Below are 22,707 nucleotides of genomic sequence, written 5' to 3' on the forward strand. Positions count from 1 at the left end.
GCCACTGACAACGGCCGGTTCGGCCTGGGGAAGTACCAGGTCAGTGGGCCTGTACGTCCCGTCCGAGCCAGGCCGCCAGGCGCTCGTACGCGTCGGCGTCCGCGCCGGCCTCGCGGGGGGCCTCGAACGGCACGCCGTTCTCCTGGCCGCGCCGGTCGGCCGCCACCATGCGGCGGGCCGACTCCAGGGCGACCTCGGCGATCTCCTGGTCCAGCACGACCGGTTCGCCCAGGGCCCGGGACAGGTCCCAGGTGTGGGTGGCCGTCTCCATCACGTGGGCCTGGAGGGCCCCCGCGCCGGGGAGCGTCCCCCACGGCATGGTGACCTGTGCGGCGAGGCGGTCGTCCGGCGTCCAGGCGGCGTACGCGCGCTCACGGGCCTGGTCGTAGGCGACGCTCCACTCGTCGTCGGCGACGGGTTCGATGTCCACGGGCTGGGAGAGGGCGTCGCCGCCCTCGCCCACGACGGCGATCCGATGGGCGCCACCGACGACGTGCGCGAGCAGTGCCCTGACGTCGAACTCGGCGCACGGGGTGGGATGTTCGAGCTGTTCGGGGCGGACCGTCTTGATCAGTGCGGCGAGCTGTCCGGTGGCTCGGGCGTACAGCGGTCGGGGGTCGTTCATGACGCTCCTCGTGCTCAGGTCTCGATGACGCTGTCACTGTGCCGAGATAACCTGATAGCTTCCGTCAGGTTTACCTCGGGATGTGAAGCCGTGCGACGACGACCCGCCCAGGACGGTGCCCCGTGAAGTCCGACCGGCTGCTCTCGATCCTGCTGCTCCTCCAGACCCGCGGCCGTGTCCCCGCCGGTGACCTGGCGGAGCGCCTGGAGGTGTCCGTACGGACCATCTACCGCGATGTGGAGGCGCTGTCGGCGGCGGGGGTCCCCGTGTACGCCGAGCGCGGGCGGCACGGCGGGATAGCCCTGCTGCCCGGTTACCGCACCGACGTCACCGGGCTCACCCAGGACGAGTCGCGCGCGCTCTTCGTCCTCGCCGCCGAGGGGACCCACGCCGCGCTCGGCCTCGACCAGGCCCTGGGCTCCGCGCTGCGCAAGGTCATGGCCGCGCTGCCCGCGCCGCACCGTCCCGCCGCCGAGCTGACCAGCCGCCGCATCATCGTGGACCCGGTGCGCTGGCGCACGGGCGCGCGGCCCGAGGGGGTGGTGGACGTCGGGGCACTGTACGACGCGGTCTTCGCCGACCTCCGGCTGCGCCTCGACTACCGCCACGGGGGTGCGCGGACGACGAGGACGTACACCGTCGATCCGTACGGGCTCGTGGTCAAGGCGGGCGTCTGGTACCTGGTGGCCGCGCACGAGGGCGCCTTCCGCCTCTACCGCGCCGACCGGGTCCACCGCGCGGAGCTGACGGGTGAGCCGGTGCGGCGCGTGGCGGGCGTGGAGCTGGCCGACGCCTGGGAGGTGCTGCGCCGCAAGGTGGAGGAGCGGCCGACGGACGTACGCGTACGGGTACGGGTGCGGGCGGCGCGCGTCGACCAGTTCGTACGGTTCAACGCGGGCTTCCTGACCGCTCCCCCAGTGCTGGCGGAGGGGGCCGAGTGGGCCTACGCGGAGCTGGGGTTCCCCGAGCTGGGCGCGGTGCGCGCGCTGCTCGGCTTCGGCGCCCTGGTCGAGGTCCTGGACCCGCCCGAGGCCCGCGCGCTGCTCGCCGCGACCGCCGCCGAGGTCACGTCGCTGTACGCGCCGCCGGAACCGCCTTCGTAGGCGTACCCGCCCGGGGGTCCGCCGCGGGCCGGTCGTCCGGGTCGGCCCGCGGGGCGCCGAACCTGGCGAGGTAGTGCCAGACCTTCTTCACCGCCTGCGGGTCGTGCTCCCCGCTGAGCGCCGCGTCGCCCAGGACGCGCGGGTCGAGCACGCCGTCCTCGGCGATCCGCGCGGCCAGTTCGACGTACTCCGGCCCTCGGTAGCCGGGATGGCGGCGCAGCTCGTCGACGGTGACGCGGAAGCCGGGGTGCCATTCCACGGCGCACGGCAGCCGGCGCGCGGCCTCCTCCACGGGCGTGCCCCGGTGGCTGGGGTCCAGGACGAGCGCCTCGACGGCGTCGGCGAGACGGACCGGTCCGTGGACGTGGGCCTCGACGCAGTCGTCGAGGGCGTCCTGGTCGTCGGCGAGGGCGAGCGGGATCAGCGCCATGCGGTCGGCCGTGCCGAAGTCCGTGGGCTCCATGCAGCTGTCGGGGTAGCAGAACGTGGTGCGGCGGAGTGTCGCGGCGGTCAGGCGGAAGTGGGCCGAGCCGAAGCGCGGCGCGGCACCGACCGGGCTGTGGCGGTGGTTCAGCGCGCCGTACACCGGTCGTTCGTCCGGGGGCGCGCCGTCGTAGGCGCCGGCGAAGATCCGGCTCTCCCAGCGCCAGCGGTCGCCGCCGGGGTGGGCGGTCAGGCCGCCGTTGCTGGTACCGGTGGCGAACTGCGAGAGGTAGACACCGCTTTCGGCGAGGGCCGCGAGGGCGGTCGTCCCGTGCGCGTCCCGGTCCGGGTGGAAGTTCAGGGTCACGCGGAGACCCGGGTCAACGGGCGGTCCCGAGGACAGCTCCCGCACGTGGGACAGCGCCCGTGCGCCCGGTGTCCGGTCCGCTTCGGTGATCATGACCCGAGTGTCCTCCGGGAGCCCGGTCGATGCACGCGGTTTCCGCGCGCCTCGCGGCTCCCCGACCACGCCCGCCCCGTACCCCCCGGAGTTGCCCGTCGCACGTCCGGGGAAGCCGTGGCGCGGTCGGGGGCGGACGCCTCCAAGGGGCGTACGCCCGACGGATGTTTGTACCGAGTGCGCCCGTGTCCCGAGGGGTGAACATGCCCGGGGCACGTTGTCGCCCGACTTGTCTCCTGCCTCTAATCGAGGAGCCCGCGAAAGCCCTTTCACCAAGGCGAACCCACGGGAGCTGCCCAGGCGAACGCGTGGGCAGGAGCACACCGATCCAGAGAGCGGCAACCGATGACGCGTGGAAGTGAACTCCTCACTTCGAAATCCGGTCCCCTGAGCGAACGGAGGGCTCTCGGCCTCGACTACTCGCTTCGCACCCGCACAGGTCCCGACGTCCGTCCCGAACGCAACCTCGGGAGCTACACCACCACTTGGCCGCTCCCCGAAGTCCAGGCCATCGCCTCGCTCTTCTACGACACCAACCTCGTCAACCGCGCGGAGTACCCCACGATCGCCGAGATCGAGCGCGAGTGCCTGGGCATGCTCGGCACCCTCTGGCACCGCCCCGGCGGTACCCCCGCGGGCTGCTCCACCACCGGGTCGACCGAAGCGGCGCTCCTGGCGGGCCTGGCCCTGCTGCGCTCCTGGCAGCAGCGGACGACCGGCGCCGGGCGTCCCAACCTGGTGCTCGGCGCGGGCGCCCACTCGTGCTGGTACCGCTTCTGCCGCTACTGGGACGTGGAATGCCGGACCGTGCCCGGCGGGGCGGACGGGGTGTCGGTGCTCCCGGAGGCGATCGCCGACCGCTGTGACGCCGACACGATCGGCGCGGTCGCCACGCTCGGCGGGCCCGAGGTCGGGCGGTACGACCCCGTCGACCGCATCGCCGACGCCCTCGACGCGCTGGAGGACCGCACCGGGACCTCCGTGCCCCTGCACGTCGACGCGGCCTCCGGCGGCTTCGTGGCCCCCTTCCGACGACCCGAACTGCGCTGGGACTTCGAGCTCCCCCGGGTCACCTCCATCAACGCCTCGGGCCACAAGTTCGGGATGACGAGCCTGGGCGTGGGCTGGCTGCTGTGGCGCGCGCCCACCGACTGCGACCCGGCGCTGCTGCACAGCGCGGCCTACATCGGCGACGGCCAGCCGCAGATCGGGCTGAGCTTCTCCCGTACCGCCGCTCCCGTCCTGCAACAGCACTACCTGCTCACCTATCTCGGGCACGGCGGCTACCGGCGGGCGCTGGACCACTGCGCGGGCGTCGCCGATGCGGTGGCCTCCGTCCTCGCCCGCGCCCCCGGACTGCGGCTGCTCAATCCGGGCCTCGACCTGCCCGTGGTGTCCTTCCAGGACCGGGGCACCGACGCGCCGTGCGTCGAGCGGCTGCGCGAGGCGATGCGCCGGCGCGGCTGGTACCTGCCCGCGTACCGGCTCCTCGCCGACCCGGCCCGGGGCACGGCGTCCCGGATCGTGATCCGCCCCGGTTTCCCCGGCCCCGCGGTCCCCGGCCTGCTCGCCGACCTGTCGGCGGCCGTCGGCGACCTCTGACCGACGCCCCTCGGCCCGTCCCTCCGCCACCGCACTCCTCACCACATACCAGGACCCCTCATCCCTGAGTCCCCACTCCTGACCGCTGCGCCCTGACTCCTCATCCCTGAGTCCCTGATGTCTGATCCCCATCCCGGATCGGAAGACCGAAAGGAAGACACCCCATGAAGAAGGTCCTCGAACTCGGTTCCTACGTCCTTCCCGCCTACGCCGGCATGGTCCTCGCCGAGCAGGGCTGCCACATCACCAAGTGGACGCACCCGGAGGGCAAGCCCGACCCGGTGCAGGAGCTGCGCCGCGGCCACGAGCTGTGGGACTGGATCAACCACGGCAAGACGCTGGTCCCCCGGCACGCCCGGAACATCACCTCCCTGGCCCCCGGCGACGTCGACGTCGTCATCGACAACATCCGCGCCACCGCCTGGGAGCGGTGGGGCATCGATCCCCAGCGGGAGGCGGAGCGCCTGGGCGTGCCGTGGGTGTCGATGCGCGACGAGTTCGACGGCCGCTCCTTCGACGCCGTCGCGCAGGCCAGGGCCCTGATGGAGCACGGCCCCTACGTGCCCTTCTACCTGGGGGACACCTCCGGCGGCCTGTGGCTGGCGTTCAAGGCGCTCGCCCTGCTCAACCAGACCGGCCTCGCACCCCGCCACCACGTGCTGTTCCAGTCCAGTTGCCTGGCCAAGCTCGTCGAGGGCGAGCTGATGGTCACCGAGGAGCGCGTCAGCACTCCGCCGTGGGACGCGCCGGGCACCTACGGCCCCGACGACAACGGTGTCACGGTCGTCTTCCGCGGCGAGCCCGTGCACGAGCCCGTACGCGACTTCGACTGGAAGTGGCGCCACCTGCGCCACGACGGCGCCGGTCGCATCACCGTCTGACCCGACCCCAGGAGGAGTCCGATGAACACCGCAGTGAGCACCCCGCCCGAGTCCACCGACCGCCCCGCCGTCCGGCCCGCGCGCGAGCGCGCGTGCGGGGCCGGGAACGGCTCCCCGGTCGAGGGGCCCTGGCAGAACTTCATCGACGGAACCCCACGGCCCCCGTCCACCGGTGACTACACGCCCCTGATCGACCCGTGCACGGGGCGTGCGGCGGGCAGTGCCGCGCGCTCCGGCGAGCGGGACGTCGACGCGGCCTGCCGGGCGGCCGAACGCGCGTTCACCACCTGGCGCACGACCACCCCGGCGGAGCGCCAGCGCGGACTGCTCGCCCTCGCCGCCCTGCTGGAGCAGGAGTCCGACCGCTTCACCGCGGCCGAGTGCGCCTCCACGGGCAAGCCGTACGCGTCCACCGCGCGCGACGAGGTCGCGGTCGCCGTCGACGTGCTGCGCTACTTCGCGGGCGCGGCCCGCTCGCACGGCGGGCCCACCGCGGGCGAGTACCTGGAGGGCCACACCTCCTACGTACGGCGGGAGCCCCTCGGGGTGTGTGCCCAGATGGTGCCCTTCAACTACCCGCTGCTGATGGCGGTGTGGAAGGTCGCCCCGGCCCTGGCCACCGGCAACACCTGTGTCCTCAAGCCCTCGCACAACACTCCCGTCACCACGCTGATGCTGGCGGAGGCGGCCTCCCGGGTGCTGCCTCCGGGCGTCGTCAACGTGGTGTGCGGTGACCGGCTGGCCGTGTCCACGCTGCTGGAACACCCCGTGCCGCGGCAGGTCAGCGCCACCGCGTCGACCCCGTCGGGCATCGGCATCGCCCAGAGCGCGCTGCAGGACGTCAAACGGCTGCACCTCGGGCTCGGCGGGAAGTCCCCCGTGCTCGTGCTGCGCGACGCGGACGTCGACGCGGCCGCGGCGGCGATCGCCGACGCCGGGTTCTTCAACGCGGGCCAGGACTGCACCGCGGCCTCCCGGGTGCTGGTCGCCGAGCCGGTGCGCGAGAGGTTCACGGCCGCGCTCGTCGCCCAGGCCGCCTCCCGGCGCACCGGGCCGCCCTCCGACCCCGCGGTCTTCTACGGTCCGCTGGGCGGCGAGAAGCAGCTCCAGCGCATCCTCACCCACCTCGAACACCTCCCGTCCCACACCGAGATCGCCACCGGCGGCGACCGCCCGCACCCCCGGGGGTGGTTCCTGTCCCCCACCGTCCTCGTCGGGGTGCGGGCCGGGGACCCGCTCACCACCGAGGAACTCTTCGGCCCCGTCATCACCGTCGAGTCCTACGACGACCTCGACGAGGCCGTCACCCGCGTCAACTCCTCCCCCTACGGGCTCGCCTGCAGCGTCCACGGCCGCGACCACGCGACCGTCATGCGCACCGCCGCCGCTCTGGACTACGGATGCGTCTGGGTCAACACCCACCTGCCCCTGGTCTCCGAGATGCCGCACGGCGGCTTCAAGCACTCCGGCATGGGCAAGGACCTGTCCGTCCTGGCGATGGACGACCTCACCCGGATCAAGCACGTCATGCACCGCATCGGCTGACCGCCCCCGCAGCTTCGTGAGGACCCGCATGGAAACACCGCGCCACCTCGTCCTGCGCGCCGTCGAGCAGCTCTTCGCCCGACGGGACAGCGCCTCCGCCGCACAGTGGGCAGCGCCCGGTTACCAGGAGAACAGCGTCCTGTGCCGGGGTACCGGCCCCGACGCCCTCGCCGCTCTGGTGGACGGCCTCCCCGAGGACTTCCGCTACACGCCACACCTCTGCATGGCCGACGGCGGCCACGTCTTCATCCAGGCGACCTGCCACGGCCTGGGCCCGCAGCCCTTGACCGCGTACGACCTCTTCCGCGTCGAGGGCGGCAGGCTCACCGCGCACTGGGACGCCCTGGGACCGGTCGGCTTACTCCCGCCCGTCCACCCGTCCTCGCCCGCCCACGGCAACCGCGCCCTCGTCCTCGACTTCATGCACACCGTGCTCCTGCGCGGCCAGTCCGCCGCCACCGGCGCCTACCTCCACCCCAGGGCCCGCTACTACCAGCACGACGTCGTCCACGGCACCGAGGTACTCGCCCGGCCCGGCTCCCCGGCGCCCGCCTGTACCACCTTCGCCCGCCACCTGAAGCCGCACCACGTCCTCGCCCGGGGCAGTACCGTCGTCGCCCGCAGCCAGGGCCTCCTGCACGACATCGCCTGCGACGTTTTCGACCTCTTCACCGTCGCACGCGGCAGGATCACCGAACACCGGAGCCTGGTCGCCCCGCACTTACCGCCCTCCCCCTGTCCGTCCCTGACCTGCGCCGTCAGCGTCAGGACCTAGCCACCTGGCCCGACCGACAATCCCCTTCCAATCCCCAGCGGCGGCGGGCGTGTTCGCCCGGTAGGCCCACCCGGCGGACACGCCGCCCGCCGCTCACCCCGTCGCCGACGGCTGCGCACGGCGGGGACGCGTGGCTCCCGCTCCGCGGGCCTGCCGGGCCACGAGCGGCACGACCGCGAGCGCGAGGGCTCCCCCGCAGACGGCCAGGAGCGGATAGCCTCCACCGGCCACGACCAGGCCCGAGACCATCCCTCCCGTCGCCCCCGCCACCGACATCCCCACGTCGACCAGCCCTTGCACGGAAGCGCGCCTCTCGGGTGCGGCAGCTTCCGTGACCATCGCCGTGCCGCTGACGAGGCCCAGGTTCCATCCGACGCCGAGCAGCACGAGCGCGGCCCCGACCAGGTACGGCCCCGCCGTACCCGTCGGCGGTGCCAGCGCGGCGAGCAGTCCCGCGCCCAGGAGCACACCACCGGAGGCGACGGCCACGGGGAGCGGACCCACCCGGTCCACCAGCCAGCCCGTCAGCGGCGAGGGGAGGAACATCGCGCCCACGTGGAGGCCGATGACGAGGCCCGCGGTCCCCGTGCCGTGCCCGTGGGCCGTCAGGTGGACGGGAGTCATCGTCATGATCGCGATCATCACCAGCTGTCCGGTGACCATCACGGCCGCCCCCGTGACGACCCCCGCCCCGCCCGCTGCCCGTATGCCGGGGACAGCGCCCCGGTCTCGTACGCCGGTGGTCCCGGCGGACGGAGCCTGCGGCTCCGACTGTCCTTCCGGCGCGGCGCGTTGCCGCTCGCGGGCCAGCAGCAGCGGGTCGGGGCGCAGCCAGCCGCCGATGACCACCGAGGCCGCCCCGTAGGCGACGGCGGCGAGCAGGAAGGGGCCGGCCAGCCCGGGTATCCCGAGGGCGTGCGCGAGGTCGCCGGTGGGGCCCACCAGGCTCGGGCCCGCCACCGCGCCGAGCGTGGTGGCCATCAGTACGGTTCCGGTGGCCCGCCCCCGCTTCTCGGGCGGGGCAAGGTCGGCTCCCGCGTACCGGGCCAGCAGGCTGGTGGCCGTACCCGCCCCGTACACGAACAGCGCGAACAGGAGCAGCGGCACGTTGCGCACCGTGGCGGCCAGCACCACGCCGGCGCTGCCCAGCGCGGCCGTCCCGTGCCCGAGGGCCAGCCCGGGGCGGCGGCCCCGCTTCTGGGAGATCCGGCCGATCAGGAAGGCCCCGAGGGCCGCGCCTCCGGTGAACAGGGCCACGGGCAGACCCGCGAGCCCCGTGGAGCCCAGCAGGTCCTGGGCGAGCAGCGCGCCGACGGTGATGCCCGCGGCCATCCCCGCGCCGCCGAGCGTCTGCGAGGCCACCAGCACGGTCAGGACGCGCCGTTGGGCGTCGGGCGGTGCGGATCCCGTGGCCGGGGCCGGGCGGCCGGTCACGGGGAGTTCCCACTGGAGGGCTCTGCTGTCTCCTCGGCTCCGAGCGCCGAGATCTCGGCGAGGTCCATGTCCATCTGTTCGTGGAGGAAGCGGACGACGGTCCAGTGGGGCAGGGCGCGTTCGTCGAACGGGCCGAAGGCGGCCGTGTAGAGCGGGATCCAGCGCAGGGCCTCCTCCGCGGCCGTCCGCCGGCTGTCCTGGCGGCGCTCTCCGTCCTGGTAGTCGGTGTAGGCGATGCTGCGGTGGTGGATGAAGTGGCCGCCGGGCAGCTGTTCCTCGCACAGCCGGCGGTACTCCCGGGTCTGCAGGATGAGGAAGTGCCAGATCTCGTCGATCTCCTGCTCGACCGGCAGGAAGAGCCCGGCGAGGCGGTCGGGGTGGCGGGACACCAGGTAGAGGTAGCGCAGGCACTCGCGCACCTGGTCCTCGACGTAGGTGCGCGGGTGGTCGGTCCTGGCGGTGAAGCACTCCACGACCTCCTCGTGGAGCGTGGCGCCGAGGAGGTCGACGGCGGTCGGTGTCGTACGGGCGGGGGGTGTGCGTGTGGTCATGGGACGGGTCCTGTTCGGATGCGACGCGACGGAGCGCGGGGCGTACGGGGGAAGTCGGCGGTCGCGGACCGGGGTTCAGGGGGTCCGGGTCAGCCAGGCGTACTTCCCGGAGCGGCCGATCGGCAGACGGGACCGGTGCACCGGGTCGCAGGGCCGGCCTATGAGATCCCGGAGCACGTCGCGCAGTTGCTCGCGTTCGCGCGCGGCCAGCGGCTCGTCGTCGAAGGTCGTGTACTCCAGCGCGGCGGCCCGCTCCTGGTCCAGGCGGAGTTGGTAGAGGAACACGCGGGAGGTGACGGTGGCGATGCGGGTGTCGAGGTCCGCTTGGGCGACCGGGCCGCCGGGTGTGTCGAGGAGTTCCTTCTCCCGGCCGCAGAAGGCGGTGATCCGGTCGGGGTCGGTGGAGCCGTCGTCGGTGCGGACGCAGTCGCCCGAGCGGTAGCGCACCAGGGGCATGAAGGGGTTGCGCAGGCTGGTGACGATGAGGCTGTGGATGCCGCTGCCGGGGGCGACGGGGATGAGCTCGACGCTCATGTCCTGAAGGTGCGGGCGGTAGCCGCCGGTGCGCGGGTCGCTGGAGTAGAGGTAGCCCAGTTCGGTGCTGCCGAACAGGTCCACGACCGGACAGCCGAACCGGTCGTGCAGCAGCGCGCGGACGTTGCGGGGCGTGTACTCGTAGGCGTGGACGATGCTCCCGGGCCGGGGGAACTCCTCCCACAGCCCCCAGTCGTCGACCTTCCGCACCAGGTGGGCCAGGTGGTAGCCGGAGCAGTCCAGGTGGTAGGTGCCCGCGGGGTGGGCCGTGGTGACCTCGCGGATCTCCGCCAGCATCCGCCGCACCTCCTCGCGGTCCCAGTCGGCCGGGTCCAGGGTGCGGTTGAGGTAGAGGGTGCGGTCGTCCAGCCAGCGCTCTCCGGGGGTGGCCCCGGGCTGCTTGGCGTTGACCCGGGCGACGTGCTCGGTGGCCAGGACGGTGGTCAGGGAGATCCGCTTGGCGCCCGCCTGCCAGGTGGCCTTCAGGTCGGGGTGCTCGCTCCACAGCCGGTAGTAGGAGCGGAGCAGGAAGTAGGGCGGGCGGATCAGCTGCATCCGGGCGTGGTTGGTGCCGGTCGACAGGACGTACTCCGCCTCGCCCGCCGCGAGCGCTTCGGCCAGGCGCGGCGTCATCCAGTTGTCCGGGAATCCGCGGGCGATCTCCGGCTTCTCCAGGATCGGGAAGTCCCCGCGGGCGACGGACGCGCGGTAGAGGGGGATGTCCCGGACCCGGTCGACGACATGGGGGCTGGGCAGCGGGCTCATCGGGGCCTCCCTGGATCACTGGTGCACGGCGGGTCTGGTGGTGGACCGGGCTCGGAGCCGCCGCCGACGTGCGGCGGCGGCTCCCGCCCGGATCAGGGGCGGGTCGGGGGCGGGTCAGGGACGGGTCAGGAGATACAGCCGGACTTGACCGCGGCGCTGATGCACCCGGACTTCGGCGTGGCGCTGATGCAGCCTTCCTTGGCTCCCTGGGCCGAGTTGGCCGCGACCCACTTCTGCCAGCTGGCGTCCTGCGTCATCCGGTCGATGAGCTTGTCCATGGGGACCTCCTTGGATGGGTGTCGTGCTTGCGGTGGATCTTCGGTCGACCGCAGAACCGAAGGTAAAGAGATGGTCAATCACTCGTCAATGGATGGTCAAGCCGATTGGCGCAAAGTGGCCACTCGACCACTCGAACGTGTGTATGCAGCCCGAAGCGGCCTGCCGCGCACCGTGGCGCGACAGGCCTTTCAGCTGGACTTTCACGTGGAGGCGCCAGGCCCTTCCGGCCTCACACCCCCGACCCGACGGCGGCCTGCGCGGCGATCACAACGGCCGGAACACGGGGCCGCGCCCGCCACCACCGCCGTCCGGCCGCCCGGAGGCCGCGTACGCGGCGACCGCCCCGGTGTGGACCTCGTAGTACCAGCCGTGCAGGCCCAGTTGCCCCGCGCCGAGCCGCTCGCGCACACAGGGGTATCCCCGCAACGCCGCCAACTGCGCGACCACGTGGGCCTGTACGGGCTCGGCCACGTCCGGCGCCGCGCACCCGAGCGAGCGCAAGGAGGCATCAGGGGGCACGGAGTGCTCCAGCCAGCCGCGCACGGCCGGCACCGAGGAGAGGTCCTCGCCCCTGACCAGGGCGCCGACGGCCCCGCAGTGCGAGTGGCCGCAGACGACGACGTCGCGGACGCCGAGGACGCGCACGGCGTACTCGATGGTGGCCGCTTCCCCCTGCGGCCGGTCGTCGGCCGGATAGGGCGGCACGACGTTGCCCGCCGTCCGCAGTTCGAAGAGCTCACCGGGCCGCGCGCCGGTGATCAGCGCGGGGACGACCCGCGAGTCGGAGCAGGTGATGAACAGGACCTGGGGGGACTGCCCCGCCTCCAGGGCCCGGAAGGAGTCGGTGTGCCGGGGGTCCGCCACATGGCTCGTGGCGAACGAACGGGCGTGTTCGATCAGGGACTTCATGATGGCCTGCCTCCTGCGCCACGGCGGCGCGAGGCCCGGGCGCGGTGTGGTCGGGTCGGTGAGAAGGGGCGCCGGCTTACTGGTGGGGGGAGGCCGGACGCCCTGCGGCTCAGTCTCCAGGACGACCGCTGCGACTACTTTGCCATTGCATTACCCGTGGGTGACAGGACGCATTCTCGCCAAACTAGCGGGGCACCCGTCGCTGACCTGCACAGAGGCGACCAGACGTTCGATCCGCCACCGCTCGGGGCCCGTTCGCGCCCGGACACGGCTCCGGGTGGCGACGACCCCGCCGGGCCGCCACCCCATCCGGGCGACCGTCACGACGCCCGCCCGGCCACCCGGCTGTTTCGACCCGGTTCGTGCTAGTCAGTACGCATGTCGCATCCCGGGGCCCTCATCCTCATCATGGCCATGGCCGTCCTCGCTCCTCTGCTGGCCCACTGCGTCGGCCGCTGGCTGAGCGTCCCCGTGGCCATCTTCGAGATCGTCCTCGGCATCCTCGTCGGACCGGACGTCCTGGGCTGGGCCCACCCCGACACGGTGGTCGACACCCTGTCGGACCTCGGTCTGTCGATGCTGATCTTCCTGGCCGGGTACGAGATCGAATTCGCCAGCGTGCGCGGAGACACCCTGCGCCGCGCGGTGCGCGCCTGGGCCGTGACGCTCGCCGTGGCACTGGGCCTCGCCTTCGCCCTGACCGGTGGGCAGAGCACCAAGAGCTTCGTGGTCGGCACCGCGCTCACGAGCACCGCCCTCGGCGCCGTGCTGCCCATCCTGCGCGACGCCGACCTGCTGCGCGGTCGCTTCGGGACGGTGGTGATGGCCTTCGGGGCCGTCGGCGAGTTCGGCCCGGTCATCGCCATCTCCCTGCTCCTCAGCGGACGCTCCCCCGGCGTGGCGACCGCGCTGCTCGCCGCGTTCGCGGCCATCACGGCGGCCGCCGTCCTCTGGGCGCTGAGGCCGCGACCGCCGTGGTTCTCCACGGTCATCGCCAAGACCCTGAACTCCAGCGGACAGTTCGCCGTCCGGTACGTGATGCTGCTGCTCGCCGGGATGCTGGGGCTCGCCGGGGCCTTCGGCCTGGACACGCTCCTCGGCGCGTTCGCGGCCGGTCTGCTGACCCGCCTGGTGCTGCACGGGGCGGCCCCGGAGAGCAGCGAACTGATCGTCGGCAAGATCGAGGCGATGGGGTTCGGCTTCCTCGTGCCCGTCTTCTTCGTGGTGACCGGGATCGACTTCGACCTCTCCGCCCTGCTGGAGGGCGGGTCCGCGCTCCTGCTGCTGCCGGTGTTCCTGCTGCTGTTCCTCCTGGTGCGCGGCGGGCCCGCCTGGCTGTTCGCCCCGAAGGACCTCTCCCGGCGCGAACGCGCGTCGCTGACGCTCTACTCGGCGACCTGTCTGCCCCTGGTCGTCGCCATCACCACGATCGGGGTGGACGACGGCGTCCTGAAGTCGAGCGAGGCCGCCGCCCTGGTGGGAGCGGCCATGCTGTCGGTGTTGCTGTTCCCGCTGATCGCCCTGAAGGCGCTCGCGGGACGTGGGGCGCGACCGTCGGCGGAGGTGGCGGACTCGTACGAGTCGTGGTGAGGGTCAGAGCGGGTCGAGCAGCATGAGCACCTCGTCCCTGGTGTCGTCCGGCGCGAGCCGGAGCGCCCGGGGCCAGCGCCCTGCCTCGCGCCACCCGAGGCGCCGGTAGAAGTCCTCCAGTCCCTCCCCGCCACGGGCCGCGAGGCGGAGCTGTTCGAGGCCGAGCTCGTCCCGGGCCACCCGCCGGGCCTCGGCCATCAGGGCCGACCCCACGCCACGCCCGCGGTGGCGCGGGTGCGTCTGGAGGTGGCGGACCGTGCCCCAGTGACCGACGAGCCGGTGGTCGTCGCGGTCGAGCACCACCCAGCCCGCCAGTTCGCCGTCGAACCGGGCGACCAGGAGGCGGCTGAGGCCCGGTTCCAGGCGTGCGAGGAGCTTGTCGGCGACGGGTTCCACGTCGGACACGGCCACCGGCGGGAACGGGAATCCGGCGGCACCGCCCGCGTTGGTCACCTCCGTCCAGCACTCGACCAGTTGCCGGCGCAGCCCGGGACCGGCCTGGTCGGGACGGGTGAGCTGGGTGAGGGCGGGCCCGCTGCGGTCGGTCATGGAAGCGAGCATGCCAGCCGGGTACGACAGACTTCGTACCGCTCTCGTCAAGCGGGCTCGCCCGAGGGTCCTTTGGGCTTACGATCCCCGGGTCGGCATTCGGCGTTGGGGGCGCGCGTGGCCAGATGGTTCCGCAGGTCGGAGAAGTCACGCGAGGCACGGCCCGACGACCCGCTCACGACCGCCGACGAGCTGCGCATGGCGTACGGGCAGACGGGCGACGCCCGGCTGCTGACCCGCGCGGTCCACGCCGCGGAGGAGGCCCGGGACCAGTACCCGGCCGACGACCCGCACCACGCTTCGAGCCTCTCGGCGCTCTGCATGCTCTACCGGCTCCGCTGGGAGCGGGAGCACGACGCGCGCCTGCTGGAACAGTCCGTGGCGTACGGACGCCAGGCCGTCGTCGCCTCGCCACCGAGCGACCCAGCCCTGGGCCGGCACATGTCGTCCCTGGCGACGTCCCTCCAGGAGTCGTTCGAGCGCACCGGGCGCGTGAAGGACATCGACGAGGCCATCGCCTTGTACCGCGGCTGCCTGGACCTCCTGGAGGAGGGCCACCACGAGCGGGCCGGACAGGAGTCCAACCTGGCCAACTCCCTGCTGCGCCGGGCGCAGCGGTTCCCCGACGCGGACGTCCTGGAAGAAGCCCTCACGCACGCCCGCGCCGCCCTGCGGCACACCCCGTCACGTGACCCCATGCACCCCGTACGGCTGGTCAACCTCGGCGGGGCGCTCGTCGGGCTCGTGCAGAACGGACAGGTACAGCACGTGGCGGAGGCGCAGGAGCGGTACGAGCAGGCCCTGCGGGAGTTCCCGTCGGCCCATCCCGCGTACCGCTCGGTCCAGGCAGCCGTCGAGCGCATCCGCACGCTGCGCGGGAACCTGGGCATCTGAGCCGCGATGGTCGTGCGACCGGGCGGCCCGCGGACCGGGGAACCCGCAGGCGGGCCGGCGGAACTGCGCCTCCGCGTGAGCGATTACTCCGGGCCCCACGACTGGCGGTGGGAACTCAGCGACCCGGAGGGACGGCTGCTCGCCGGTCACCGGGTGCGCCTGGACACGGGGTCGGCACTGTACGAGGCGTTCCACGACGTCACCGGGTACGTCCGCCGTCATGCGCCGCCCGATGAACGGGTGCGGCGCGAACGGGAGATCCTGGCCGCCCTGGGCGCGTGGATCGCGGCCGTGGTCCTCGGTCCCGTCGCCGACGCGCTCGCGGCGGCGGCGCCCGCCCTGGTGCGCGTGGTGGTCCCGGCCGAGCTGCCGGAGGCACGGCGGCTGTGCGCGGTGCCGCTGGAACTCGCCCGTCTCTCCGGAGTGCCCCTCGCGCACCTCGGCGTGAGCCTGGTGATGGAGCCAGAGGAGTCGCGCAGGGAGCACCGACCGGTCCCGCGCGGACGGCCGGTACGGATGCTGGCGCTGTTCAGCCAGCCGGAGGGCAGCCGGGCGCTGAACCTGCGGCGCGAACGGATGGCGCTGACCGAGCTGTTCGACGCGTCGGACCGGGCGGTGGAACTGAGGACCCTCCAGTACGGAGTCACGCGGGAGCGGCTGCGGCGGGTGCTGGCGGAGGGGTGGGACGTCATCCACCTGTCCGGCCACGGCTCCCCCGGAGAGCTGCTCCTGGAGACGGCGCCGGGAGGCGCCGACCGGGTCGCCGCCGGCGAGCTGGTGGACCTGCTCGCCGCGGCCGACGGGGTGTCGCTGGTGACCCTGTCGGCGTGCTGGTCGGCCGCGATGACCGTACGCGAGCAGCGACGCGCCCTGGACGTGCCGGAGGCCGGGGTCCCGGCGGGCGAGGACACCGGCTCCCGCGCGCACGAGCCGGGCACGCTGCCCGGTCGCCTGGTGCGTCGCCTGGGCTGCGCCGTCGTGGCCCTCCGGTATCCGGTCGCGGACGACTCCGCGATCGCGCTGTCCCAGGCGCTCTACCGGCATCTGCTCATCGAGGGCGTGGCGCTTCCCGAGGCGCTGCTCCGGGCCACGCGGGACGGTGGGGCGCCGCTCGACACCGGGGTGCCCGCGCTCTTCGGCTCCCTGGCCGCCGCGCTGAGGCTGCCCGCGCCGCCGCGTCAGGAGCCGCGGCGGGCCGTCCCCGGTCCTGGTGACCACTTCGTGGGCCGCGTGCCCCTGATGACCCGTGCGGGCGCCGCGCTCGCGCCGCTCAGCGGGCTGTGCGGCGTGCTCCTCCTCGGGATGCCGGGCATCGGCAAGACGGCCTGCGCCCGGGAGCTGGTCGCGACGCACGCCCACGCCTTCGACGGCACCGTCTGGTTCACGGCGCCGGAGTACGCGGAGTACTCGGCGACGGACGCGCGGTCGACTCCCGCCGAGTTCGCGCAGCGGCTGGAGGACGCGGGCGTTCCGGGTCTGCTGCGCCTCCTCGACGACGACGGACCGTACGAACCGTTCCTCGCGGCCGTCGTGCACGCACTGGAACAGCGCGCCCTGCTGATCGTCGTGGACCGCGCCGACGGCCTACTCACGCGGACGGGCACGTGGCACGACGAGCGGTGGGCACGGCTGCTCTCCGCACTGAGCACGCGCGGCCCTGCGGGGACCTCGCGGGTCGTGCTCACCGCCCGGACGCGTCCGCCCCTGCCGGACCCGTGTCGGCTGCGGGTCGAGACCGTCGAGCTGCTCCTCGCCGACGAGACCCTGCTCCTGGCGCGTGAACTCCCGTACCTGGCCCGCCTCTCCGAGGGCGGTGCGCCCGGTCTCGCTGCGGCGGTGGCGCGTCGCCGTCTGGCCCGCCTGCTGGAGCTCACCCAGGGCCATCCCCGGCTGCTGCGGCTCGCCGACGCCCAGGCCGCCGACCCGGAACGGCTGGCGGCACTGCTCGCGACGGCCGCGCGGGCGTGGGCCGGGGCCGGTGGCCTGCCCACCGGGTTCTTCACGCACGACCGTGCGGACCAGACTGCCGACCGTACGGACCACGACCGTACGGACACCGCGCACGAGGACTACGCGCGCGTGCTGGTGGACTGGGCGTCGGAGATCTCCGGTTCCCTGGCACCCGCCGCGCGGGACCTGTTCCACGTGCTGTGCTGTCTGGAGGAGGCCGACCGGGGGCGTTCCGTGCTCGATCACAACTGGCGCGACCTGCGCGCCGGCCTGGGCCACGGGGACGGCCCGCTCGACCGGCTCCTGGACGAGCTGACGGACCACGGGCTGCTGGCGCGGCGCGGGACGGGGGTCCACGAGGCGTACGAGGTGCAGGGCACTGTCGCCACGGACGTGCGGGAGCGCTCCGGTGAGGCGTTCCGCCGGCTGGTGGACACCCGGCTCGCCGGGTACTGGACGCGGGTCTTCGAGATGGCCTGGGACCGGGAGGGCACGGCCGCCGAGGGCGCGCACCTCGCGGGGCCGGTCCTCGCGCGCGCGGCGCTGTCGGCGGCGCCGTACGCGATCCGGCTGCGGCTGTGGGAGGGCGCGGAGGCGCTGTTGCGGGCGGTGCTGCGCAGGGACGACAGCCGGGCGACGCGTGCGCGCGTGCTGCCCGTGGTGCGCCACCTCGCCGCCCTCGCCGCGTCCGGCACCGGCGCTCCCGTACCGCACGGCGCACTCGCGGAGGTCCTGTGGGCGACGGACCCCGTGGCCTCGGAGCGGCAGGCCAGGGCCGCGTGGGAGGAGGCGCGGGCCCGGGGCGACCACGCGGGGGCGGGTACGGCTGCCGGGGAACTGGTCGGTCTGTGCGTCCGTACGGGCCGGCTGGCCGAGGCCCTGGCCTGGGCCGAGTCGGAGATCGAGCACGCGCGCGAGGCGGGGCTCGGACCGTGGACACGGCTCCTGGGCGAGGTGCACCGGCTGCACGTGCTCGTCGAGCAGGGAGCGTACGCGCAGGTGGTGGCACGGGCCGCCGTCCTGGTGCCACGGGCCGGGCTGCTGCCCCGGAGCCATGACGGCGCGGAGGCGGTGCTGTGGTGGGAGGTCTGGGAGGAACTGTGCGACACGGCCCAGCGGGCCGCCGTCGGCGCCGAGGAGTGGCAGCGGGCCCTGGAGTACAACGGCGAGCTGTGCGCGTCCATGGCCGCCCGGGGCGCACCGACCCCCGCGTGCGCGCAGGCCCGCTTCCCCGCGTACCTGCCGCTGCTGCGGCTGGGCTCCGTACAGGCCGCGCTGGACCTCCTGGACCGGTGCCGCGAGGTGTTCGCGGCGGCGGCCGACGACCTGCACCTCGGGGAGGTGTTCGGCGCCCTGGCCACCGTGGAGGACGCGCGCGGGCGCGGAGAGGCGGCGCTCACGCGGGGGCGTGACTGCCTGCGGTACGCCTACCGGGCGGGCGTTCCCGCGACCGTCGCCGTCAGCCACGCCAACTTCGGCAGCTACCTGCGCGCGCATGCCCGGGACGGCTCCGGGGCGGTGGCCCACCACGTGGCGGCGGCACTGCTCGGCGTGCTCACCGGTGGGCGCACGGCCGACGTGGTGGGCACGGTGGCGGAGGACCTCCGGGAGTTCGGGTCGGAGGGGCTGCTGCCGGACTCCCCCGACGCGCTGTACGCCCGCGTGGGCGAGGTGTCCGGAGTGGACCTGGGGCAGTTGGTGGGACGGCTGGGGCAGGGGCCCGAGCGGGTGCGTGCGGTGTTCCGGGACCTGGTCGCCACCGCGCGCGCCGGGTCGGACGCCCGGGCGGTCGCGGCGGCCGTCTGGGGGCTGGTCTGGGAGCCGGCCGTGGCGGCACTGGTCAGTGCCGCGGACGGCAACTCGGTGGCGGCGGTGAAGCTGCGCCAGCACCTGGCCCGGTGCGCCGCGATGCCGTCGCCGTTCGCGGGCCCGTGCGGCGCCCTCGTACGGCTGCTGGACGGCGAGCGCGACGCGGGTGTCGCCGACGGCCTCGGGCCGCTCGACGCGGGCCTGGTGCGCCGTGCGCTGAGGGCCCTGGGCGGTGAGGAGCCGGTGGCGGTCGAACTGTGGCCCGCGATGCACCTCGGTCCGGCCCTGGGCGACTTCGTCGCGGGGGTGGTCGCCACGACAGGGGGAACCGCGCACGCCGACCTGACGGTCTTCGCCGGGGACCCGGCCACGCACGCGTTGGTGCCGGTCCTGGAGGAGGTCCTGGCCGGCGGTCGGGAGGCCGGGCTGGCCGGGCGGGCACGCACGCCGACGCAACGGGCGGTGGTGGCGGCGCTGTTGCGCGTCCTCGGCGAGGCCGAGGCGGGGAAGGGCGCGGCATGAGGACGGGAGAGGACCCATGGAAGCGGAACCCCAGCGCGATGACGTCCAGGCCGGTGACGTCCAGGCCGGTGACGTGCAAGGAGGTGACGTGCAGCGCAATGCCGTACGGCTCGGACCCGACGGCTCGTTGGAGTACTACGACGGAAGCAGATGGCAGCCCTACCCGGACGTACCGGACGACGACGACTTCGCGCCGCGCGGACTGATGCGTCCCGCCGACGGCAGGGACGACGCGCCGTGACCGCACCGCACGCACCGGACAGTTCTGCCGCACCGGACGCGACGCGGTTCGACGCCCTTCCCTCGCCCCTGGACGCCGTGCCGGAGCTCCGCGCGGCCGCACGGTGGATGATCGCCGCCTTCGGGGCGGTCGGGGCGGCCCTCATCGGTGCGGGGCCCCTGGTGGCCGTGGGCAAGGTCCACGGGCTCGGTGAGGCGCTCGTGGCCGGAGCCGCCCTGTTCGTCTCCCTGACCGGGGTGAGCCTCGCCATCTGGCAGGTCAGCAGGGTGCTGGAGCCGCCGCTGACGACCGTGGCCTCCCTCGCCGACCCGGCGGTACGCGAACTGCGCGAGCTGGTCGACGCCTCGCCGGCCGACTTCCTCGGCTCCGCCGCCACCAGCGTCGAGGACCTCCTGAGCCATCGCGCGGTGGCGGCGAACACCGCCCGGCTGCTCGCCGACGAACCGGACCCGCGGCGACGGGAACTGCTGCGGGCCCATCTCGCGCGGGCCCGCGCCAACGTGGTGCGCACGGATCCGTACGTGCGCTGGCTGCTCGCCATGACGCACGTGTGGCAGATCCGTGCCGCCCTGCGCAGGGCCCGCTGGTGGTGCCTGGTGGCCGTGGTGCTGGTGACGACCGGGGCCGTGGGCTTCCTGACGGTGACCGGGGGGACGTAGCCGGTGCCAGGACGGCCCCTCGGCACGGGGCGGGCGCTCAGCCCGCCGGTGCGCCCGGTGGCGTATGTGTACCGGCCCCGCCCTCCGTCGGCGTGGACGGCTTCGCGGACAGGGGGGTGGCGATCTCCTCCAGGGACTTGCCCTCCGCGTCCACCGCCAGGAACGCGGCCACCACTCCGGCGACCGTCATGAGCGCGGCGCCGACCGAGAACGCGAGCACCGCGTCGCCCACCACGCCGCTCGACGTCAGGCCGGAGAAGACGAGGGGGCCCGAGATGCCGCCCGCCGCCGTGCCGATCGCGTAGAAGAACGCGATGGCCATGGCGCGGGTCTCCATCGGGAAGATCTCGCTGACGGTGAGGTACGCGGAGCTGGCCCCCGCGGAGGCGAAGAAGAGCACGACGCACCAGCAGGCGGTCATCGTCGTGGCGTTGAGGCTGCCGCGGTCGAAGAGCCACGCGGTGGCGAAGAGCAGGATGCCGGACAGCACGTACGTCCCGGCGATCATCTTGCGGCGTCCGACCGTGTCGAAGAGCTTGCCGAGCAGCAGCGGGCCGAGGAAGTTGCCGAAGGCCACGACGGCGAAGAAGTAGCCGGTGCTGCCGCTGGGCACGTCGAAGAACTTCACCAGGATCGAGCTGAACCCGAAGGTGATCGCGTTGTAGAGGAAGGCCTGTCCGATGAAGAGGGCGAAGCCGAGGACCGCGCGCTTGGGGTAGGCGCGGAACAGGGTGCGGGCGATCTCCAGGAAGCCGATCCCGCCGCGCTGTTCGATGGTGATCGCGCCGCGCGGCTCGGGCAGCGGCCGCCCCTTCTCCCGCTCGATCCCGCGCTCCACGTCCGTGACGAGTTCCTCCGCGCCCTCCTCCTTGCCGTGGATGAACATCCACCGCGGGCTCTCCGGGACGTGCCGGCGCACCAGCAGGATCACCAGGCCGAGGACGACGCCCAGCGCGAAGGTGAGCCGCCAGCCGAGGTCCTTGGGGAAGATGTCGGTGTTGAGGGCGACGACGGAGAGCAGCGCGCCGCCGACGGCGCCCAGCCAGTAGCTGCCGTTGATGATCAGGTCGACGCGGCCGCGGTACTTGCTGGGGATCAGCTCGTCGATGGCGGAGTTGATGGCCGCGTACTCACCGCCGATGCCGAAGCCGGTGAAGAAGCGGAAGAGGAAGAACCACCAGGCCGAGAAGGACAGGGCGGTCATGGCGGTGGCGGCCAGGTAGACGGCGAGGGTGACCAGGAAGAGCTTCTTGCGCCCGAACCTGTCGGTCAGCCAGCCGAAGAACAGTGCTCCGACGCAGGCTCCCGCCACGTAGAGCGCGGCGCCGATGCCGGTGACCTGGGCGTCCGTGATCGCGAGGCCGCTGCCGTCCTCGGAGAGGCGACTGGCGATGTTGCCGACGACGGTGACTTCCAGGCCGTCCAGGATCCACACGGTGCCGAGCCCGATGACGATCATCCAGTGCCATCGCGACCACGGGAGCCGGTCGAGCCGGGCGGGCACGGACGTCGTCACGGTCGGATGACCGGCGCCCGGTCCCTGCGCGGTTGCGCTCATGAGCTGCCTCCTCCTGCCTCCCTCCGGCGTCGGCGCGGATGCGGCCGGCACCGGAACTCCTGGACGCGCACCTGCGACCGATCCTCCGGCAGGAAGACCCCGGGCGCCCGCCCGGGTCCCCCGCACGGACGACGCCCACCGAGACGCCCCCGTACGTACTCAGCACCGGATTGCCAGTGCGGGGCGGATCAAACGGGGTGTGCGGGTGCGGAGCCACGGATGGCGTGGGTGCGCCGCCGGGGCGCTGCGCGGCGAGCTCACGCCGGCACCCGGCCGGAGCTCCCCGCGGACCGCGACCGGGAGGCGGAGGGCGACCGCTAGGCTGGCACGGTGACCAGCAAGGACATCGACGAGCAGCCCACGGCCGCCGAGCCCGGGGCCGAGGCGCCCGACCTCAGGTCCTTCGCCGTCGAGCTGCGCCGGATGACCGGTGAGGTCAACGCGCTGGTGCACGGGTTCGCCGCCGCCCAGCACCTGCACCCGACCGACGTGCAGGCGCTGGCCGCCGTGCTCGACGCCGACTCCCCCATGACCCCGACCAAGCTGCGCCAGCGCCTCGGCCTGACGTCGGGGGCGGTCACCGCCTGCCTGGACCGCCTGGAGCGCGCGGGGCACGTGACCCGCGTCCGGGACTCCCGGGACCGGCGGGTGGTCCACGTGCGGTACCTGGCGCCCGCGCGTCTCGTGGCCCGGGAGCACTTCCTGCCCCTCGCCGAAGCCACCCGGCGCGCCCTGCGGCAGTTCAGCCCCGAGGAGCAGGACCTGGCCCTGCGGTTCCTGGGCGCGCTCAACGAGGAGCTGGGAAGGGTCTCCGAGGACTGAGGGATACGGACGGGGTGACAGGGGGCGCGGGGATCCCGCGACCCGTGTCACCCCGTCCGGTGTCGCATCCAGGGCGACGCGGACCCGTCCCCGCGCGGACCCGCGCCGCCCTGCCCCCGTTGACACCCCCGTTGATGCGGCACCCCCGTGTCACCGCACTCGCTCAACCATCGTTCATCACACGGCCGTTGTCATTGGCATTGCGTGCCGGGATCCTTGACGCGGAG

At 73.7% G+C, this 22,707-nt stretch carries 20 protein-coding genes; 11 read left to right on the top strand and 9 right to left on the bottom strand.

What is annotated here, in order from left to right; translation table 11 throughout:
- Nucleotides 1-40 precede the first annotated feature (40 nt).
- Complete coding sequence (locus tag ABT160_RS05585) at nucleotides 41-625, bottom strand: TIGR03086 family metal-binding protein (protein ID WP_351643875.1); 585 nt, start codon at nucleotides 623-625, stop codon at nucleotides 41-43.
- 122 nt (nucleotides 626-747) lie between these two features.
- Here ABT160_RS05585 and ABT160_RS05590 point away from each other — a divergent pair, with 122 nt between their 5' ends.
- Nucleotides 748-1,728 (top strand): helix-turn-helix transcriptional regulator, encoded by a 981-nt coding sequence (locus ABT160_RS05590; RefSeq protein WP_351643878.1) that lies wholly within the window; start codon nucleotides 748-750, stop codon nucleotides 1,726-1,728.
- Here the strand turns inward: ABT160_RS05590 and ABT160_RS05595 are convergent.
- On the bottom strand, nucleotides 1,691-2,611 hold the full coding sequence (locus ABT160_RS05595) for a DUF3626 domain-containing protein (protein WP_351643880.1): 921 nt from the start codon (nucleotides 2,609-2,611) through the stop codon (nucleotides 1,691-1,693). The genes ABT160_RS05590 and ABT160_RS05595 overlap by 38 nt on opposite strands.
- Nucleotides 2,612-2,956: 345 nt before the next feature.
- Between ABT160_RS05595 and ABT160_RS05600 the strand changes: the two genes are divergently transcribed.
- The 4 genes from ABT160_RS05600 to ABT160_RS05615 all read left to right on the top strand — a co-directional run bounded on the left by ABT160_RS05600 (nucleotide 2,957) and on the right by ABT160_RS05615 (nucleotide 7,414).
- A complete protein-coding gene (locus ABT160_RS05600; RefSeq protein WP_351643882.1) occupies nucleotides 2,957-4,213 on the top strand; it encodes a pyridoxal-dependent decarboxylase in 1,257 nt (418 codons plus the stop codon).
- A 164-nt stretch (nucleotides 4,214-4,377) separates the two neighbouring features.
- Complete coding sequence (locus ABT160_RS05605; protein WP_351643885.1) at nucleotides 4,378-5,094, top strand: CoA transferase; 717 nt, start codon at nucleotides 4,378-4,380, stop codon at nucleotides 5,092-5,094.
- A gap of 21 nt (nucleotides 5,095-5,115) precedes the next feature.
- Complete coding sequence (locus tag ABT160_RS05610; RefSeq protein WP_351643887.1) at nucleotides 5,116-6,639, top strand: aldehyde dehydrogenase family protein; 1,524 nt, start codon at nucleotides 5,116-5,118, stop codon at nucleotides 6,637-6,639.
- A 28-nt stretch (nucleotides 6,640-6,667) separates the two neighbouring features.
- Nucleotides 6,668-7,414: a nuclear transport factor 2 family protein gene (locus ABT160_RS05615; RefSeq protein ID WP_351643890.1), complete on the top strand. Its 747-nt coding sequence runs from the start codon at nucleotides 6,668-6,670 to the stop codon at nucleotides 7,412-7,414.
- Between the two features lie 93 nt (nucleotides 7,415-7,507).
- On the opposite strand, the gene ABT160_RS05620 is transcribed toward ABT160_RS05615, so the two are convergent.
- The 5 genes from ABT160_RS05620 to ABT160_RS05640 all read right to left on the bottom strand — a co-directional run bounded on the left by ABT160_RS05620 (nucleotide 7,508) and on the right by ABT160_RS05640 (nucleotide 11,886).
- A complete protein-coding gene (locus ABT160_RS05620) occupies nucleotides 7,508-8,848 on the bottom strand; it encodes an MFS transporter (protein ID WP_351643891.1) in 1,341 nt (446 codons plus the stop codon).
- Nucleotides 8,845-9,399: a UCP032817 domain-containing protein gene (locus ABT160_RS05625; protein ID WP_351643892.1), complete on the bottom strand. Its 555-nt coding sequence runs from the start codon at nucleotides 9,397-9,399 to the stop codon at nucleotides 8,845-8,847. The genes ABT160_RS05620 and ABT160_RS05625 overlap by 4 nt, the downstream gene beginning before the upstream one ends.
- Before the next feature lie 75 nt (nucleotides 9,400-9,474).
- On the bottom strand, nucleotides 9,475-10,698 hold the full coding sequence (locus tag ABT160_RS05630) for a phenylacetate--CoA ligase family protein (protein ID WP_351643895.1): 1,224 nt from the start codon (nucleotides 10,696-10,698) through the stop codon (nucleotides 9,475-9,477).
- Between the two features lie 125 nt (nucleotides 10,699-10,823).
- Nucleotides 10,824-10,976, bottom strand: a complete 153-nt coding sequence (locus tag ABT160_RS05635) for a hypothetical protein (protein WP_351643897.1) — start codon at nucleotides 10,974-10,976, stop codon at nucleotides 10,824-10,826.
- A 265-nt stretch (nucleotides 10,977-11,241) separates the two neighbouring features.
- Complete coding sequence (locus tag ABT160_RS05640; protein ID WP_351643899.1) at nucleotides 11,242-11,886, bottom strand: carbonic anhydrase; 645 nt, start codon at nucleotides 11,884-11,886, stop codon at nucleotides 11,242-11,244.
- A 378-nt stretch (nucleotides 11,887-12,264) separates the two neighbouring features.
- On the opposite strand from ABT160_RS05640, the gene ABT160_RS05645 reads away from it, so the two are divergent.
- Nucleotides 12,265-13,476 carry a cation:proton antiporter gene (locus ABT160_RS05645; RefSeq protein WP_351643900.1) on the top strand — a complete coding sequence of 404 codons (1,212 nt, stop codon included), beginning with the start codon at nucleotides 12,265-12,267 and terminating at the stop codon, nucleotides 13,474-13,476.
- 3 nt (nucleotides 13,477-13,479) lie between these two features.
- Here ABT160_RS05645 and ABT160_RS05650 read toward each other — a convergent pair whose 3' ends face one another.
- Entirely contained in the window at nucleotides 13,480-14,025 is a 546-nt protein-coding gene (locus ABT160_RS05650; protein WP_351643903.1) for a GNAT family N-acetyltransferase, read from the bottom strand.
- Nucleotides 14,026-14,142: 117 nt separating this feature from the next.
- On the opposite strand from ABT160_RS05650, the gene ABT160_RS05655 reads away from it, so the two are divergent.
- From ABT160_RS05655 to ABT160_RS05670, 4 genes are all read left to right on the top strand, one after another.
- Nucleotides 14,143-14,919 (top strand): tetratricopeptide repeat protein, encoded by a 777-nt coding sequence (locus tag ABT160_RS05655; protein WP_351643905.1) that lies wholly within the window; start codon nucleotides 14,143-14,145, stop codon nucleotides 14,917-14,919.
- 75 nt (nucleotides 14,920-14,994) lie between these two features.
- Complete coding sequence (locus ABT160_RS05660; RefSeq protein ID WP_351643908.1) at nucleotides 14,995-19,200, top strand: CHAT domain-containing protein; 4,206 nt, start codon at nucleotides 14,995-14,997, stop codon at nucleotides 19,198-19,200.
- 16 nt (nucleotides 19,201-19,216) lie between these two features.
- Nucleotides 19,217-19,441 carry a hypothetical protein gene (locus ABT160_RS05665; RefSeq protein WP_351643909.1) on the top strand — a complete coding sequence of 75 codons (225 nt, stop codon included), beginning with the start codon at nucleotides 19,217-19,219 and terminating at the stop codon, nucleotides 19,439-19,441.
- The gene (locus ABT160_RS05670) at nucleotides 19,438-20,100 is read left to right on the top strand and encodes a hypothetical protein (RefSeq protein ID WP_351643910.1); all 663 of its coding nucleotides are present in this window, start codon (nucleotides 19,438-19,440) and stop codon (nucleotides 20,098-20,100) included. The genes ABT160_RS05665 and ABT160_RS05670 overlap by 4 nt, the downstream gene beginning before the upstream one ends.
- 37 nt (nucleotides 20,101-20,137) lie before the next feature.
- Here the strand turns inward: ABT160_RS05670 and ABT160_RS05675 are convergent, their stop codons facing one another.
- On the bottom strand, nucleotides 20,138-21,658 hold the full coding sequence (locus ABT160_RS05675) for an MFS transporter (protein ID WP_351643912.1): 1,521 nt from the start codon (nucleotides 21,656-21,658) through the stop codon (nucleotides 20,138-20,140).
- A 330-nt stretch (nucleotides 21,659-21,988) separates the two neighbouring features.
- Here ABT160_RS05675 and ABT160_RS05680 point away from each other — a divergent pair, with 330 nt between their 5' ends.
- Nucleotides 21,989-22,480 carry a MarR family winged helix-turn-helix transcriptional regulator gene (locus ABT160_RS05680; protein ID WP_351643913.1) on the top strand — a complete coding sequence of 164 codons (492 nt, stop codon included), beginning with the start codon at nucleotides 21,989-21,991 and terminating at the stop codon, nucleotides 22,478-22,480.
- Nucleotides 22,481-22,707 lie beyond the last annotated feature (227 nt).

Origin of the sequence: Streptomyces sp. NPDC001941, assembly GCF_040296945.1 — a bacterium.
In the GTDB taxonomy this organism is placed as follows: Bacteria; Actinomycetota; Actinomycetes; order Streptomycetales; family Streptomycetaceae; genus Streptomyces.